We start from the raw sequence: 15,055 nt of genomic DNA on the forward strand, positions 1-15,055 counted from the left end.
CCGCTGTGCGTGCTCCGCTCCGGGGTCAGGCCTTGCGCCTGCTGCCCCGGTAGGTGGTCCAGAGCATGTCGCCGACGCCGACCACCACGACGGCCCCGATCAGCTGGAGCACGTGACGGGTCCAGTCGATGCCCCGGGTGTCGTTGACACCGATCCAGGTGGCGACGGAGTTGCCGAGCACGCTGCCGATGATGCCGAAGATGGTCGTCAGCCAGAGGGGGATCTCCTGCTTTCCCGGCAGGATCGCCTTGGCGATCAGACCGAGCACGAAACCCACGATGATTGCCCACAGCCAGCCCATGCCGCCTCCTCGTACGACGGGGTGTCGCACATGCCCGCCCAGTTTCGGGCCTGGGGCGGTAGGCCGCATGTCGGACGGGGCCGTACGCGCGACGCGGGGGCGCGATGCGCGCATATGGCGCGCCCCGGTATCGAACCGGGCAGAGCCCCGGCGTACCGTGGTTCGCGGTCCGGTCCGGGGAGCGTCCGGCGCAGGCGGCGGGGCTCCTGCGGTCCGTCGGGAACTCGGGGAAGAGGGTGGAGCGGTGGCACGGAAGCGGAGCGGTGAGGTCTTCCGGATCACGGGGGCCCGGCAGGGGCTCGCGGAGGACGTGCGCGGCCGGCAGCGGCGGTATGTGATCTCGATGTCCGTGCGCACGGTGTCGGTGGTCGCGGCGGCGACCCTGTGGAACGTGGAACGCCCGGTGGCGATCGTGGCGCTCGCGCTGGGGGTGCTGCTCCCCTACGTCGCCGTCGTCATCGCCAACGCGGGCCGGGAGACGAGTCCCGCGCTGCCCTCGACCTTCGTGCCGGCTCCGGTGCTGCCCGCGCTGGACGCGGCTCCGGTGACCGCTCGGGCGGAGCCGGGCGAGGGGCCGGGGCGGGCCGCGCCCGGGGCGTGAACCGGCTTCTTCCGGCCGGTCATCCGGATTCCGGACTCCCGGTCCGCAGGGAGGACGGAGGGGGTGCCGTGCGCGCGGAAGCTCAAGAAAAGCTCAGATCAATCATGACGTTCCAGTGCACCGCACCGGGGTGTGCGTGACATACTTCGAGAGCGCTCCGCATCCCCCGTCGGAGCGACGGACCGACGCCGGGCAGCTCCCCCCGTGGCTGCCCGGCGTCGCCATTTCTCCGGCGGGGATGCCGCGGAGCGGGGCGTACGGAGCAGGCTCTAGGGTTGAGGGTGTGAACTCCCCTGACACCGCCTCCGCGCCCGAGAACGCGCTCGCGGCCCCCGTCTGTTCGGCCAAGGGCTGCCGCGCCGATGCCGTGTGGGTGCTCGCGTGGAACAACCCGAAGCTGCACACCCCCGAGCGCCGCAAGACATGGCTGGCCTGTGAGGAGCACCGGGAGCACCTGTCGTCGTTCCTCGGCGTGCGGGGCTTCCTCAAGGACGTGGTGACCCTGGCGGAGTGGGAGTCCCGGGACACCCACTCCGCGTAGGGCACGCTCGTCCGCGTGGGGCGCGCCCGTCCACGGGCGGCGCCGCCGGGTCAGCCGCCGATCGCGGACATGGGGCGGTCGGGCTGGAGGAACGCGGGGTCGTCGAGGCCGGATCCGGCCTTCTTGCCCCACATCGCCCGCTGCCAGATCGCGGCGATCTCCTCGTCGGGCGCGCCGGAGCGCAGGGCGCCGCGCAGATCGGTCTCCTCGCGGGCGAAGAGGCAGGTGCGGACCTGTCCGTCGGCGGTGAGCCGGGTGCGGTCGCAGGCCCGGCAGAAGGGCCGGGTGACGGAGGCGATGACGCCGACCCGGTGGGGGCCGCCGTCGACGAGCCAGCGCTCGGCGGGGGCGGAGCCCCGGGTGGTCTCGCCCTCGGGGGTGAGGGCGAAGCGGGTGCGCAGCGAGGCGAGGATGTCGCCCGCGGTGATCATGCCGTCGCGCTTCCAGCCGTGCTGGGCGTCGAGCGGCATCTGCTCGATGAAGCGCAGTTCGTAGTCGTGGGCGACGGCCCAGGCCAGCAGGTCGGGGGCCTCGTCCTCGTTGAGGCCGGGCATCAGGACGCTGTTGACCTTGACGGGGGTGAGTCCGGCGTCGCGGGCCGCTTCGAGTCCGGCCAGGACGTCGTGGTGGCGGTTGCGGCGGGTGAGGGTCGTGAAGACCTCGGGGCGCAGGGTGTCGAGGGAGACGTTGACCCGGTCGAGGCCGGCGTCCCGGAGGGCGGCGGCGGTGCGCTCCAGTCCGATGCCGTTGGTGGTGAGGGACAGCTGGGGGCGGGGCTCCAGGGCGGCGCACTCCTGGACGATGCCGACGAGTCCGGGGCGCAGCAGCGGTTCGCCGCCGGTGAAGCGGACCTCGGTGATGCCCAGGCGGGTGACGGCGAGCCGGACGAGCCGGACGATCTCCTCGTCGGTGAGGAGGTCGGGCTTGGCCAGCCACTGGAGCCCTTCCTCGGGCATGCAGTAGGTGCAGCGGAGGTTGCAGCGGTCGGTGAGCGAGACGCGCAGGTCGGTGGCGACCCGGTCGTAGGTGTCGATGAGCATGGTGGGCCCCGTCCCCCGGCGTTGCCTCCGGTCGCGGAATCTGTCGCTTTCGAGCCTACGCGAGGACGGGGGCCGTGGCGGGGCCCGTTTGGCACGGGAGCGGTGCGGCCGCGTCGTAGGACTCTACGACGCGGCCGCGGGTGCGGGGCCGGGCCCCGGGGTGGCGGGGTGCCTCAGTGGGCGCCGATGCCGGTGAGGGACTTGACCTCCAGTTCGGCGTACTTGCCCTTGTCCGGCTCCTCCTTGGAGAGGAGGGAGCCGACCCAGCCGAGCAGGAAGCCGAGCGGGATGGAGATGAGGCCGGGGTTCTCCAGGGGGAACCAGGCGAAGTCCACGCCCTTGAACATCGAGGTCTTCTCGTTGCCGGAGACGACCGGCGAGAACAGCACCAGGAGGACCGAGGAGGCCAGTCCGCCGTAGATCGACCACAGCGCGCCCTGGGTGGTGAAGCGCTTCCAGAAGAGGCTGTAGAGGATGGTGGGCAGGTTGGCGGAGGCGGCGACGGCGAACGCCAGGGCGACCAGGCCGGCGACGTTCATGTCGCGGGCGAAGACGCCCAGGACGATGGCGGCGGCGCCGATGAAGACGGTGGACCAGCGGGCCGCCTTCATCTCCTCCTTCTCGGTGGCCTGTCCCTTGCGGATGACGTTGGCGTAGATGTCGTGGGCGAACGACGACGAGGAGGCCAGGGTCAGTCCGGCGACGACGGCGAGGATCGTGGCGAAGGCGACGGCGGAGATGACGGCGAGGAGCACGGCGCCGCCGGTGGTGCCGACCCCGCCGAGGTATTCGGCGAGCTGGGGGGCGGCGGCGTTGCCCGCGGGGTTCTTCGCCTTGATCTCGTCGGGGCCGATGAGCGCGGCGGCACCGAAGCCCAGGGCGATGGTCATCAGGTAGAAGGCACCGATGATGCCGATGGCCCAGTTGACGGACTTACGGGCGGCCTTGGCGGTCGGCACCGTGTAGAAGCGGATCAGGATGTGCGGCAGGCCGGCGGTGCCGAGCACGAGGGCGATGCCGAGGGAGAGGAAGTCGAGCTTCGAGGTGCCGGTCGCGCCGTACTTGAGGCCGGGCTCCAGGAAGGCGCTGCCGTGGCCGCTCTTCTCGGCGGCGGTGCCGAGCAGGTCGGAGACGTTGAAGTCGAACTTCCACAGCACCATGAGGGTCATCAGGATGGCGCCGGCGATGAGCAGGACGGCCTTGACCATCTGCACCCAGGTGGTGCCCTTCATGCCGCCGATGGTGACGTAGACGATCATCAGTACGCCGACCAGCGCGACGATGAGGATCTTTCCGGTGTCGCTGGTGATGCCGAGGAGCAGCGAGACCAGGACGCCCGCGCCCGCCATCTGGGCCAGCAGGTAGAAGATGGAGACGATGATCGTGGAGACGCCCGCCGCGGTGCGGACGGGGCGCTGGCGCATCCGGTAGGCGAGGACGTCGCCCATGGTGTAGCGGCCGGAGTTGCGCAGCGGTTCGGCGACCAGGAGCAGGGCGACCAGCCAGGCGACGAGGAAGCCGATGGAGTAGAGGAAGCCGTCGTAGCCGAAGAGCGCGATGGCTCCGGCGATGCCGAGGAACGAGGCGGCGGACATGTAGTCGCCGGAGACCGCAAGGCCGTTCTGGAAGGCGGTGAACTGGCGGCCGCCCGCGTAGAAGTCGCTGGCGCTCCTGGTCTGGCGGCCGGCCCAGACGGTGATCCCGAGGGTGGCGGCGACGAAGACCGCGAAGAGCGTGATGATCAGCGGCCGGTGCTCGCTGGTGGACGAGGCGGCGAGCGTCACGGCGGTGTGGGAGTGGTACGCGGCGCTCATGCGTCGGCCTCCATACGGGACTTGATGGCCTCGGCCCTGGGGTCGAGCTTCGCGTTGGCGTGGCGCGAGTAGAACCAGGCGATGAGGAAGGTGGTCAGGAACTGGGCGAGGCCGAAGACGAAGGCCACGTTGATGTTGCCGAAGACCTTGGTGCCCATGAAGCCGCCCGCGTAGTTCGAGAGCAGCACGTACAGCAGGTACCAGAGGACGAAGGCGATGGTGAGCGGGAAGGCGAACGAGCGGTAGGAGCGGCGGAGTTCGCCGAATTCCGCGCTGTCCTGCTCCGCGATGAACGCCTCGGTCGTGGGCTGGGCGGGGCCGGTCGCCTCTCCGCTCTCGGGCGGCGGTGCATCGGTAGCCACGGAATCTCCTCGCGACGCGGGTGCGGTGGTGGGGACGGGTGTGTTCACTGGGGACCTCGATGTCGGGGAGGGATGGTGCGCCTCCCCAGACAACGGCACGCGGCGCGCGCCGGAGCGGTTCACCCGGGATCGCCACTTCTCCGGATCACCCCATCGGGCGCTTTGGCGGGAACGGGTTCGGGCGAACCCGTTGATCAGCGGGGATGATCGCCGGTAGCTTCACTGGTCATGTACGCGACCGGGCACAGGGTGTGCCCGGTCCACGGCACGGATGAAGTGGAGACCCCATGGCTCATCTGGGAAGCAGACGGACGCGCGCACTGACGCTGCCCGTCGGACTGGCCCTGACCGCATCGCTCGGCTTCCTGCCGACGAGCGTCGCCACCGCGGCTCCGGCGGGCGGCTCGCCCTCGGCAACCGCGTCGGCCGACGGCCCGAAGCTGTCGTACGTGATCAACACCCGGGCCAACCGGGGCCAGGTGAAGCAGGTCGTCAAGGCGGTCGAGCGGGCCGGCGGCACGGTGGTGATCGCCTACGACCGCATCGGGGTCATCGTCGCCCATTCCCAGAATCCGCAGTTCGCCGCGACCATGCGCAAGGTCAAGGGCGTCGACTCGGCGGGGGCCACCCGCACCAATCCGATCGTGCCCCAGGCCACCAAGGACATCGGCGTGGAGCAGCCGCTGACCGCGGCGCAGGAGCGGGCCGCGGCGGCCGAGGCGGCGGACGGCCAGGACCCGCTGGAGCCCCTGCAGTGGGACCTGTCGGCCATCAAGGCGGACGAGGCGCACAAGAAGACGCTGGGCAGTGCGAAGGTGACCGTCGCGGTCATCGACACGGGTGTCGACGACACCCATCCGGACCTGGCCCCGAACTTCGACCGTGCGGCCTCGGCGAACTGCGTCTCGGGCGCCCCGGACACCACGGAGGGCTCCTGGCGGCCCGCGGCGGGCGAGAGCGACCACGGGACGCACGTCGCCGGGACCATCGCCGCCGCGAAGAACGGCGTCGGGGTCACCGGGGTGGCGCCGGGTGTGAAGGTCGCGGGGATCAAGGTGGCGAACCCGTCCGGGTTCTTCTACACCGAGTCCGTCGTCTGCGGTTTCGTCTGGGCGGCGGACCACGGGGTGGACGTCACCAACAACAGCTATTACACCGACCCGTGGATGTACAACTGCAAGAACGACCCGGACCAGGCGGCCCTCGTCGAGGCGGTCACCCGGGCCTCGCGGTACGCGGAGAGCAGGGGCACGGTCAACGTCGCGGCGGCGGGCAACTCCGCCGAGGACCTGGCGGCCGACACCATCGAGGACTCGACCAGCCCGAACGACACCGAGACGGTCGACCGCACCATCGACCCGAAGCAGTGCCTCGACATCCCGACGATGCTGCCGGGCGTGGTGACGGTCTCGGCGACCGGTGCCAAGGGGCTGAAGGCCTCGTACTCGAACTACGGCAACGGCGTCATCGACGTGGCGGCGCCGGGCGGCGACTCGACGGTCTACCAGACGCCCGCCCCGCCGGCCACCAGCGGTCTGATCCTGTCGACGCTGCCGGGCGGCAAGTTCGGCTACAAGGCCGGCACGTCGATGGCCTCGCCGCATGTGGCGGGTGTCGTGGCGCTGATCAAGTCGAAGCACCCGTACGCCTCGGCCGCCGCGGTGAAGGCGCTGCTGGTCGCGGAGGCGGACGCCACCGCGTGCGGTGAGCCGTACGACATCGACGGCGACGGTACGGTCGACGCGGTCTGCGAGGGCGGCAAGGAGAAGAACGGCTTCTACGGGGCCGGTGTGGTCAACGCGCTGAACGCGGTGCGCTGGTAGCCACCCGCTCGCGGTCCGGGGGCCGGCGCCCGGCGCCGGTGCCCCGGACCGCTCGTCTCACGGCTTGATGAGGACCTTCAGGGCGGTGCGCCCGTCCATCGCCTTGTAGCCGTCGGGGACCTCGTCGAGCCCGACGGTCATGTCGAAGACCGGCGAGGGGTCGATGGTGCCCGAGAGCACGTCCGGCAGCAGTTCCGGGATGTACGTGCGGACGGGGGCGACGCCGCCGCGCAGGGCGATGTTCCGGTCGAACATGATGCCGAGGTCCAGTCCGGTGCCGCTGCCGTGCGGGACGCCGACGTAGCCGACGGCCCCGCCGTCCCGGGCGATGCCGACGGCGGTGCGCATCGACTGCTCGGTGCCGACGGCCTCGATCACCGCGTGGGCGCCCTCGCCGCCGAGCAGCTCGCGTACGGCGGCGACGGCGGCCTCGCCGCGCTCGGCGACGACGTCGGTGGCGCCGAAGGCGCGGGCGATGTCGGTCCGGGCCTCGTGGCGGCCGAGCGCGACGATCCGCTCGGCGCCGAGCCGCTTGGCGGCCATGACGCCGCAGAGCCCGACGGCCCCGTCCCCGACGACGGCGACGGTGGACCCGGGCCTCACCCCGGCGCCGACGGCGGCGTGGTGGCCGGTGCCGAGGACGTCGGACAGGGCCAGGAGCGCGGTGAGCAGCCGGTCGTCGGAGGCCGCGGCGGCGGGCAGCTTGACCAGGGTGCCGTCGGCGAAGGGCACCCTGACCGCCTCGCCCTGGCCGCCGTCGGAGCCGACCGAGCCCCAGAAGCCGCCCTGCGGGCAGGAGGTCGTCAGCCCCTCCGCGCAGTAGGCGCAGCTGCCGTCGGACCAGACGAAGGGGGCGACGACGAGGTCACCGGCGGTGAAGCCGTTGACCTCGGCGCCGGTCTCCTCGACGATCCCGAGGAACTCGTGGCCGATGCGCTGGCCCGGCTGCCGGGCGGACTCGCCCCGGTAGGCCCACAGGTCGCTGCCGCAGATGCAGGCGCGCAGGACCCGCAGCACCACGTCGGTGGGCTGCTGGATCACGGGGTCGGGCACCTCCCGCACCCGGATGTCGTGGGGGGCCTGGATGACGGTGGCGCGCATGCGTGGGGGTCCTTGCCGGTCTCAGATGCTGATACTCCGTTCACGGTACGCCCCGGGCGCCGGTCCGGCTCCCCGCGCCCCCGCTCCGAGGACGCCCAGGGTGAGCAGGAGCTGGGCCGCCGCATAGGTGAGCATGACCCAGAAGGCGGGCGCGGGCGGCTCGGGGCGGTCGGCGATCCCGGTGGCGATCAGGGCGTCGGAGAGCAGGAAGAGCCCGCCGCCCACCGCCGCGTACCGGCCGTACACACCCGAGCGGTAGGCGACGGAGGTCAGCAGCAGGCTGTACGCGGCCATCGGGACGCGCAGCCCGGCCGGGAGCCCGCCCCACAGCACGGCGAGGAAGCCGGCGAGCACGGCCGCGTACCCGAGCGCGGGCAGCAGCGGGCGGCGCGCCCGGCCGAAGAGCACCAGGTAGCAGACGTGACCGGCGGCGAAGGCGCCCATGCCGGCGAGGAAGGCGGGATCGGCGTCCACCAGCAGCAGTACGTCCCCGGCCCAGCCGCAGAGCAGCGCCGCGACGAGCAGCCGGGGCCCGCGCCGGGCGACGGCGTATCCGGCGAGCAGCGGCATCAGCAGCGGTTTGGCGACGAGGTGGAGGGCGTCGACGCCGGAGAGGACCCCGGCGAGGTCGGCGGCGCAGGCGAGGAGGAAGGCGGCGAGCAGCGGGCGCGCCCAGCGCTCCCGGCGGCCGGGGGGCGGGGTGGCGGTGCTCATGGGGCGTGCTCCGGGGCGGGGACGGCGGTCGCGGGCGCGGCGGGCGAGGGGGCGGGCTGCCAGCCGGGGCCGCGGAAGACCCGTCCGGCCCGTTCTCCCCAGCTGCCGGCCGCGCGGACGTCGCGGGCGATGGCGGCGTACTCGTGGGTGGCGACCCGGAGCGGGTTGTAGGTGGCGATGTTCTTGGTGAGTCCGAACACGGGCCGTTCCGTCTCCGCGGCGAAGGAGCCGAACCAGCGGTCCCACACGATGAGGATGCCGCCGAAGTTCCGGTCGAGGTAGCCGCCCTGGGAGGCATGGTGCACCCGGTGGTGGGAGGGCGTGTTCAGGACGTACTCGAAGGGCCCGGGGAGCTTGTCGACGCGCTCGGTGTGCACCCAGAACTGGTAGACGAGATTGACCGAGGAGCAGAAGGCGAGCGCCGCCGGGTGGACGCCGCAGGCGATCATCGGGAGGTAGAACGGCCAGGAGGTCAGCGAGGTCCAGGGCTGGCGCAGCGCGGTGGAGAGGTTGAACTTCCGGCTGGAGTGGTGGACCACGTGGCAGGCCCAGAGGATGCGGACGACGTGGTGCCCGCGGTGCGACCAGTAGTAGAAGAAGTCCTGGGCCAGCAGCATCAGCAGGACCGTCCACCACAGCACGGGCACCCGCAGCGGCGTCAGCTCGTACACGGCGGTGTAGACGGCCACGATGGGCACTTTCCACATCAGGTCGAAGCCCAGGCTCCCCAGCCCCATGGTGATGCTGGTGGCGGCGTCCTTCGCCTCGTAACCGGCGGCCTCCTCGTCGGGGTGGAAGTGGTGGAGCGCCATTTCCACGAGCGTGAGCAGGACGAAGGCCGGTATGGACCAGAGCACTACATCGGGCAGGTTCGTCGGCATGGGTGCACCGTAGAGCCGCGCGTCGGCCCGCGACCAGACGTTGTTACCAACAAGTATGCGAGACGGACTGTCAGCTGTCTTTGGCACCTTCTGACAGCCGGAGGCGTCGTACGATTCCCCGCACGGGTCCGACGTGCGGGAGGAATGACCGTGCAGGGTCTGGAAGTTGCGCTGCTCCGGCTGGCGACGACGGTGCTCGGCACGGTGGCCAGGCTCTGTCCGGAGATCCGGGATCTGAGTCCGCTGGCGGAGCTTCCCCTCACCGAGCTCACGGTCAACCGGCTTCACCCCGGGCTGCCGGCGGCCCAGTTGGAGCAGTTCACTGAACTGCGCCAGCTGTTCCTGGGGCACCGCTTCCCCCGGGTCGGCCGCGTCGGCGACCTGAGGACGAACCCGCACCTCAGGTCCCTGAACCTGATCGGCGACGCCGAAGGACTCAGCCTGGAGGGGGTGGGGCAGTGGCGCGAGCTCGCCGATCTCGGCCTCGGCAGCGCGACGCAGTTCCGTGAACTGTGCATGATGTCGGACGTCCCGCCCCTGCGCCGTCTCACCCTCGACAGGCTGGAGGACCCGGACCTGTCCCTGCTCCGCGGACTTCCCGGTCTGGCCGACCTCTCCCTGACGCGCTGCCGTACATCCGGGGGCCTGGCACCGCTGCGGGAGATGCCCGCGCTGACCCGGCTCCATCTGTTCGCCCCGGGCGACGGCGTCCCGTACGACCTGAGCCCCCTGGCCGACCTGGACGGCCTGACGGTCTCCCTGGCCTCCTCCACACCGGTCACCGGCGCCGAACTCCTCCCGCCCGAACGTCTCGTCCGCCCCTGACCCGCCCTACACCCCCGCCGCCCCCAGCAACTCCCCCGCCGCGTACGTCACCGCCATCGCCACCGCGCCCCCGCCCATGTTCCGCAGGATCGCCGGGCGCACCTTGGCCGCGCCGAGGCGGGCGCTCCACCAGCCCGTCAGGGCGAGGGCGGCGAGGACGGACAGGACGGTGACGGGCAGCCGGGCGGACGTGGGCGGCAGGACGATGGCGAGGAGGGGGAGCAGGGCGCCGACGGTGAAGGCGAGGAAGCTGGCGCCGGCGGCGTGCCAGGGGTTGGTGAGGTCGTCGGGGTCGATGCCGAGTTCGACCTCGGCGTGGGCGCGCAGCGGGTCGCGTGCGGTGAGCTGGAGGGCGGCCTCGCGGGCCACGTCGTGGCTGAGGCCCTTGTCCTGGAGCAGGCCGGTGAGTTCGGCGAGTTCCGCCTCGGGGGTCTCCTGGAGTTCCCGTTTCTCCGTCGCGAGGGCGGCCTTCTCCGAATCGCGCTGGGTGGAGACGGACACGTACTCCCCCGCCGCCATCGACATGGAACCGGCCAGCAGCCCGGCGAGCCCGGCGGTCAGCAGGGCTCCCCGGTCACCGGTGGCCCCGGCGACGCCGACGACGAGGCCGGCGGTGGAGACGATGCCGTCATTGGCGCCGAGGACGGCGGCGCGCAGCCAGTTCAGGCGTACGCCCAGTTCGTTGCCGTGCGGTTCGGCGTGGTCGCGGGTCTGAGTCATCCGGGGATGGTCTCATCCGCCCCCGTCACCAGACACGTACCGACCCACCGGGAGCGAAGGCGGGGCTGGTCGCGCCGGCCGGGATCTCCTCCAGGGGCCGGGCGATCTCTTCGACGGTGGGACCGACGCGGGCGGCGATCCGGTCGAGGGCGGTGAGGTCGAAGCCGTAGACGCGCGCGGCGTTGCCGCCGGTCATGGCGGCGATCTCCTCGGGCGGGAGTCCGGCGTAGGCGATCCGCAGGGCCTCGCGGCTGTGGGGGGCGGTGCCCTCGTCGTGGGGGTAGTCGCTGCCCCACATGATCTTGTCGAGGCCGATGCGGTCGCGCAGCGGGACCTCGTGGGGGCGCATGAAGCTGGCGCCGACGAAGCAGTGGTCGCGCCAGACCTCGCTGGGGCGGGCGCCCATGGAACCGGCGAGTCCGGCACCGAACTTCGCCTCGGCGGTGGCCGCCCGGGAGGCCGCGGCGACGAGGCGGCCGTGGTAGTAGTCCAGCATCTCGACGACGCCGGGGATCCAGCCGGAGCCCTGTTCGGTGAGGACGAGCCGGAGTCCGGGGTGGCGGCGGAACGCCCCGCCGAAGACCAGGTGCCACAGGGCGCGGTGGGAGAACCAGGTGGTCTCCACCATGAAGACGGCGCGGGCGGCCGGTTCGTCGCCGAGCGGCGGGGAGGCGGAGCCGCCGTGGTGGTTGACGGGGACGTCCAGTTCGGCACAGGCCGCCCAGAGGGGGTCGTAGACCGGGGAGTGCAGCTCCGGCAGGCCGGAGCCGGGCGGGGCGCCGGGGAGCAGGATGCCTCCGGTGAGGCCGGCCCGCCGGGTGCGGCGGACCTCGCGGGCGGCCTCCTCGGGGTCGTTGAGGAGGATCTGGGCGACCCCGGCGCGGCGGCCGGGCGCCTGCGCGCAGAAGTCGGCCAGCCAGCGGTTGTGGGCGCGCAGCCCGGCCCAGCGCCGTGCGTACTCCTCCCGGGTGGGGGCGGGGGCCATGAGGGAGGCGGAGGGGAAGAAGGGCGGGATGGTGTTGGGGAAGACGACCTCGGCGACGATGCCGTCCGCCTCCAGTTCGGCGAGGCGGCGCGCGGAGTTCCAGTTGCGGTCGGCGGTGTCGGCGACCAGGTCCTCGTACGGGTTGACGTAGGTGGCGGCCCAGGCGTCGAAGTCGTCGTGGTAGGCGGACTCCAGGTAGGGCCGGTAGTCGAGGAGGTCGGCGCCGGCGTGGCAGTCGGCCGAGATGACGGTGTAGCGGGCGGTCATGACGCCCCCAGGACGGGGAAGTCGTGGCCGGTCAGCCAGTGCCGGCCGGTCTCGCGGGAGCGGGCCCAGGACGCCTCGACGGCGCTCTGGTCGGGGCTCTGGCCGAGGTCGGCGGGGGTGGGGCCGATCCGGGCGGCCAGCGGGGCGAGCCGGTCGGTGTCGAAGCCGAAGACCTCGGCGGCGGCCAGGCCCAGCATCTGCCGGGTCTCGGTGACGGGGATGTCGTGGAAGGTGTCGCGCAGCCAGGTCGCGGTCCGGGGCCAGGTGCCCTCGGGGTGGGGGAAGTCGCTGCCCCAGAGGATGTTGCGGACGCCGATCTCGTAGCGCTGGGCGAGTTCGCGGCGTTTGGTGTTGGTGGCGCAGACGAACACCTGGCGGTCGAGGTACTCGTGCGGCGGGCGGGTGAGTTCGGCGAACGGGGAGAGCTTCTTGCCGCCGTGGGCGCCGAGGTAGAGGCGGTCCATGAACCACAGGAGGTTGGGCAGCCACCAGCAGCCGGACTCCGCGACGCCGAACTTCAGCCCGGGGTGGCGTTCGAAGGCGCCGGACCAGAGGAGGAACCAGAGCGGCCGGGAGGGCCACCAGGTGACCTCGGAGACGTAGATGCCGAGGTGGTCGCCGTACTCGTGGCGCGGGGCGGCGCCGGAGTGGGTGACGACGGGCATGCCGGTCTCGGCGGCGGCCGCCCAGACGGGATCGTAACGGCGTTCGTGGTAGGGGGCCTTGTCCACCCACATGGAGGGAATCATCAGGGCGCCGAGGCCGGATTCCTTGGCGCGGTGGATCTCCGCGACGACCCGGTCCACCTCGCCGGTGACGGGCAGCAGGGCGACCCCGCAGTGGCGTTCGGGATGCGCGGAGACGAACTCGGCCAGCCAGCGGTTGTGGGCCTGCGCCCCGGCCATGCCCAGCTCGGGGTCCTGGTCGCCGGAGAGGCCGAGGCCGACGCCGAAGGGGGCGGCGGTGCGGCTGTCCACGGCGTCGGCGTCGGGGAAGACGACCTCGGCGGCCACCCCGTCGGCGTCGAGTTCCTTGATCCGCCGGGCGCTGTCCCAGCCGCCCCTGAGCCCCTCCTCGTTGTCCCGGAACCACTTCTCGGCGAAGGCCTCGTTGCGTACGCCGAGCCGGGTCATCTCCTCGCGGCGGCGGTCGCGGCCGGCCAGGAAGTCGTCGAAGGCGCGGTGGAAGCGGCGGTCGAGGTAGGGCCGGTACTCCTCGGTGGGCAGTCCGGCGTGGCAGTCGGAGGAGATGATCAGGTACGGGTCGTCGTCGCTCATCGCACGCTCCTCGGTCGGTCGGGCGCCGTCCGTACGGAAGGCCCCTGGGTCAGTCGAGTACGAAACGCTCCAGATAGGACGGGTTCGACCGGTCGAGCATCGACTGCGACCTGGCCCGGATCTGCCGGTCGCTGTGCTCGCTCTCCGGCAGCATCCAGAAGCGGCCGGCGCGGATGCCGTCGACGACGGTCGCCGCGACGTCCTCGACGGGGGTGAACTCCACCGCGCGGCCCGCCGCGCGCATGGCGGCCTCCCACTGGTCGAGGCTGCGGTACGGGGTGCGGCGCGGGCGCTCCTTGGCGTACCGCTCGGGGCGGTTGCGGTACGACTCCCACAGGCCGGTGCGCAGCATGTGCGGGCCGGGGAAGAGGACCGAGGCGCCGACGGCGGCGTCCTCCGCCCGCAGATGGGCGTAGAGGGATTCGGTCATGGTGACGACGGCGGACTTGGTGACCGCGTAGACGGAGGCGGTGGGCAGCGGGGCGATCCCGCCGTCACCGGAGGAGGTGTTGACGACGTGTCCGGGGCCGCCGCCGGCCAGCATGCGCGGGACGAACGCCTGGATGCCGTGGAAGACGCCCCAGACGTTGACGGCGAACGCCCAGGCCCAGTCGTTGGGTTCGTGCTCCCAGATCCGGCCCTCGGCCCCGGAGCCGACGCCCGCGTTGTTGCAGAGCACGTGCACGGCGCCGAAGGTGTCGTACGCGGCGTCGGCGAGGGCCATGACGGAGGCGCGTTCACCGACGTCGGTCCGGTGGGCCAGCACCCGGGCGCCCTCGGCGCCCAGGGCGTCGGCGGCCTTGCGCAGGGCGCCCTCCTCGACGTCGGCGAGGACCACGGACAGGCCCTCGGCGGCGAACCGCCGGGCCATCGCGAGGCCGATCCCGCTCGCGGCGCCGGTGACGACGGCGGTCTGTCCGGCTTCGAGCCTCATCGGACGCTCCCTCGCGGCGGGCCGTCGTGGATCTGCTGGGGGTCGTCGTAGCGCTGGTGCATGTAGGGCAGCAGCGCCTCGGGGGCGATCCGCTCCACGGCGCGGCCCCGCTGGTCGCTGGTCTTCTCGCCGAGGGTGAGGGAAACAACGCGGTGCACGGGGAGGTCGGCGACCGGGTCGTACACCGAGTCGCGCAGCACCACGTCGCCGCTGATCCGCTCCAGCCTGCGGACCTTCTCGTGGCGGGTGCAGTGGACGAGGACGGGGTCGGACTCGAAGCCGTCGCCGTCCACCGCGGGCAGGAACTTGACGTAGAAGTCGAGTTTGGTGGTGGGTCCGGGCAGCGGCAGGGGCTCGGCCACGGCCCCGCGCACCTCGACGAAGTCGATGCCGTGGCGGCCGAGCACCGCCCGGACGACGAGTCCGTCGCGTTCGACCTCCACCCGGCCCAGCTTCTTCGGTTCGCCGAAGACCTCGCGCCCGCCGGTCAGGGCCCGTTCGTGGGTCATCGGCATGACCAGCGGATACCAGCCCTCGTGGCCGTCGTGAACGGCCGCGACGGAGACGGATCCGGCGCCGAGGGGGTAGCCGGGCAGATCGACCGTGCTGATGCTCGCCCGGACGAGCGGGCGGGCGGAGGGCTTCAGCGGCGGCGGGAGGACGGCCGCCACGGCGTCGGGGTCGCTCTCCCAGACGGCGGTGACGCCGGTGGACCAGATGTCGGGCAGCGCGGACCGGGCCTCGCGGGCCGCCGCGATCTCGGCCTCGGTGCGCGCGCCGTACCGTACACGTGCCATGCGGTGCCACCCTTCTCGGTTGTCCGTGCCGGGTTCTGTAACACAGTTACACCGGAGTCCGTGAAGGGTAAA

16 protein-coding genes are annotated in these 15,055 nt (G+C 72.3%); 4 read left to right on the forward strand and 12 right to left on the reverse strand.

Translation table 11 applies throughout. From position 1 onward, the window contains the following. Positions 1 to 25 precede the first annotated feature (25 nt). Complete coding sequence (locus ACWCXC_RS06270; protein ID WP_383649274.1) at positions 26 to 301, reverse strand: GlsB/YeaQ/YmgE family stress response membrane protein; 276 nt, start codon at positions 299 to 301, stop codon at positions 26 to 28. 244 nt (positions 302 to 545) lie between these two features. On the opposite strand from ACWCXC_RS06270, the gene ACWCXC_RS06275 reads away from it, so the two are divergent. Both ACWCXC_RS06275 and ACWCXC_RS06280 read left to right on the forward strand, forming a co-directional pair. Next, positions 546 to 902, forward strand: coding sequence for a DUF3099 domain-containing protein (locus ACWCXC_RS06275; RefSeq protein ID WP_450682710.1), 357 nt, complete (start codon positions 546 to 548; stop codon positions 900 to 902). A 283-nt stretch (positions 903 to 1,185) separates the two neighbouring features. Beyond that, positions 1,186 to 1,443, forward strand: coding sequence for a hypothetical protein (locus tag ACWCXC_RS06280; protein ID WP_450682709.1), 258 nt, complete (start codon positions 1,186 to 1,188; stop codon positions 1,441 to 1,443). A 50-nt stretch (positions 1,444 to 1,493) separates the two neighbouring features. Here the strand turns inward: ACWCXC_RS06280 and moaA are convergent, their stop codons facing one another. The 3 genes from moaA to ACWCXC_RS06295 form a co-directional block, all read right to left on the reverse strand. Beyond that, the gene (gene moaA / locus ACWCXC_RS06285; RefSeq protein ID WP_450682708.1) at positions 1,494 to 2,483 is read right to left on the reverse strand and encodes a GTP 3',8-cyclase MoaA; all 990 of its coding nucleotides are present in this window, start codon (positions 2,481 to 2,483) and stop codon (positions 1,494 to 1,496) included. Positions 2,484 to 2,656: 173 nt separating this feature from the next. Beyond that, positions 2,657 to 4,297, reverse strand: a complete 1,641-nt coding sequence (locus ACWCXC_RS06290) for a solute symporter family protein (RefSeq protein WP_450682707.1) — start codon at positions 4,295 to 4,297, stop codon at positions 2,657 to 2,659. Then, positions 4,294 to 4,659, reverse strand: coding sequence for a DUF485 domain-containing protein (locus ACWCXC_RS06295; protein WP_450682706.1), 366 nt, complete (start codon positions 4,657 to 4,659; stop codon positions 4,294 to 4,296). Before ACWCXC_RS06295 ends, ACWCXC_RS06290 begins: the two co-directional genes overlap by 4 nt. 287 nt (positions 4,660 to 4,946) lie before the next feature. Between ACWCXC_RS06295 and ACWCXC_RS06300 the strand changes: the two genes are divergently transcribed. After that, the gene (locus ACWCXC_RS06300) at positions 4,947 to 6,482 is read left to right on the forward strand and encodes a S8 family peptidase (RefSeq protein WP_450682705.1); all 1,536 of its coding nucleotides are present in this window, start codon (positions 4,947 to 4,949) and stop codon (positions 6,480 to 6,482) included. A 57-nt stretch (positions 6,483 to 6,539) separates the two neighbouring features. On the opposite strand, the gene ACWCXC_RS06305 is transcribed toward ACWCXC_RS06300, so the two are convergent. From ACWCXC_RS06305 to ACWCXC_RS06315, 3 genes are read right to left on the reverse strand one after another with little or no spacing between them, the layout of a single operon-like run. Further along, entirely contained in the window at positions 6,540 to 7,583 is a 1,044-nt protein-coding gene (locus tag ACWCXC_RS06305) for a zinc-dependent alcohol dehydrogenase family protein (RefSeq protein WP_450682704.1), read from the reverse strand. 21 nt (positions 7,584 to 7,604) lie between these two features. Next, a complete protein-coding gene (locus tag ACWCXC_RS06310) occupies positions 7,605 to 8,297 on the reverse strand; it encodes a lysoplasmalogenase (RefSeq protein ID WP_450886954.1) in 693 nt (230 codons plus the stop codon). Further along, positions 8,294 to 9,178, reverse strand: coding sequence for a sterol desaturase family protein (locus ACWCXC_RS06315; RefSeq protein WP_450682702.1), 885 nt, complete (start codon positions 9,176 to 9,178; stop codon positions 8,294 to 8,296). Before ACWCXC_RS06315 ends, ACWCXC_RS06310 begins: the two co-directional genes overlap by 4 nt. Before the next feature lie 150 nt (positions 9,179 to 9,328). On the opposite strand from ACWCXC_RS06315, the gene ACWCXC_RS06320 reads away from it, so the two are divergent. After that, the gene (locus tag ACWCXC_RS06320) at positions 9,329 to 10,003 is read left to right on the forward strand and encodes a hypothetical protein (RefSeq protein ID WP_450886956.1); all 675 of its coding nucleotides are present in this window, start codon (positions 9,329 to 9,331) and stop codon (positions 10,001 to 10,003) included. 6 nt (positions 10,004 to 10,009) lie between these two features. Here the strand turns inward: ACWCXC_RS06320 and ACWCXC_RS06325 are convergent, their stop codons facing one another. From ACWCXC_RS06325 to ACWCXC_RS06345, 5 genes are read right to left on the reverse strand one after another with little or no spacing between them, the layout of a single operon-like run. Then, complete coding sequence (locus tag ACWCXC_RS06325) at positions 10,010 to 10,723, reverse strand: VIT1/CCC1 transporter family protein (protein WP_450682700.1); 714 nt, start codon at positions 10,721 to 10,723, stop codon at positions 10,010 to 10,012. A 25-nt stretch (positions 10,724 to 10,748) separates the two neighbouring features. Beyond that, entirely contained in the window at positions 10,749 to 11,975 is a 1,227-nt protein-coding gene (locus tag ACWCXC_RS06330) for an amidohydrolase family protein (RefSeq protein ID WP_450682699.1), read from the reverse strand. Further along, positions 11,972 to 13,252, reverse strand: coding sequence for an amidohydrolase family protein (locus ACWCXC_RS06335; protein WP_450886958.1), 1,281 nt, complete (start codon positions 13,250 to 13,252; stop codon positions 11,972 to 11,974). The genes ACWCXC_RS06330 and ACWCXC_RS06335 overlap by 4 nt, the downstream gene beginning before the upstream one ends. A gap of 49 nt (positions 13,253 to 13,301) precedes the next feature. After that, positions 13,302 to 14,186 (reverse strand): SDR family NAD(P)-dependent oxidoreductase, encoded by an 885-nt coding sequence (locus ACWCXC_RS06340; RefSeq protein ID WP_450886960.1) that lies wholly within the window; start codon positions 14,184 to 14,186, stop codon positions 13,302 to 13,304. Further along, on the reverse strand, positions 14,183 to 14,983 hold the full coding sequence (locus ACWCXC_RS06345) for an acetoacetate decarboxylase family protein (protein ID WP_450682696.1): 801 nt from the start codon (positions 14,981 to 14,983) through the stop codon (positions 14,183 to 14,185). The genes ACWCXC_RS06340 and ACWCXC_RS06345 overlap by 4 nt, the downstream gene beginning before the upstream one ends. Between the last annotated feature and the right edge of the window lie 72 nt (positions 14,984 to 15,055).

It is taken from the genome of Streptomyces sp. NPDC001515 (assembly GCF_053597115.1).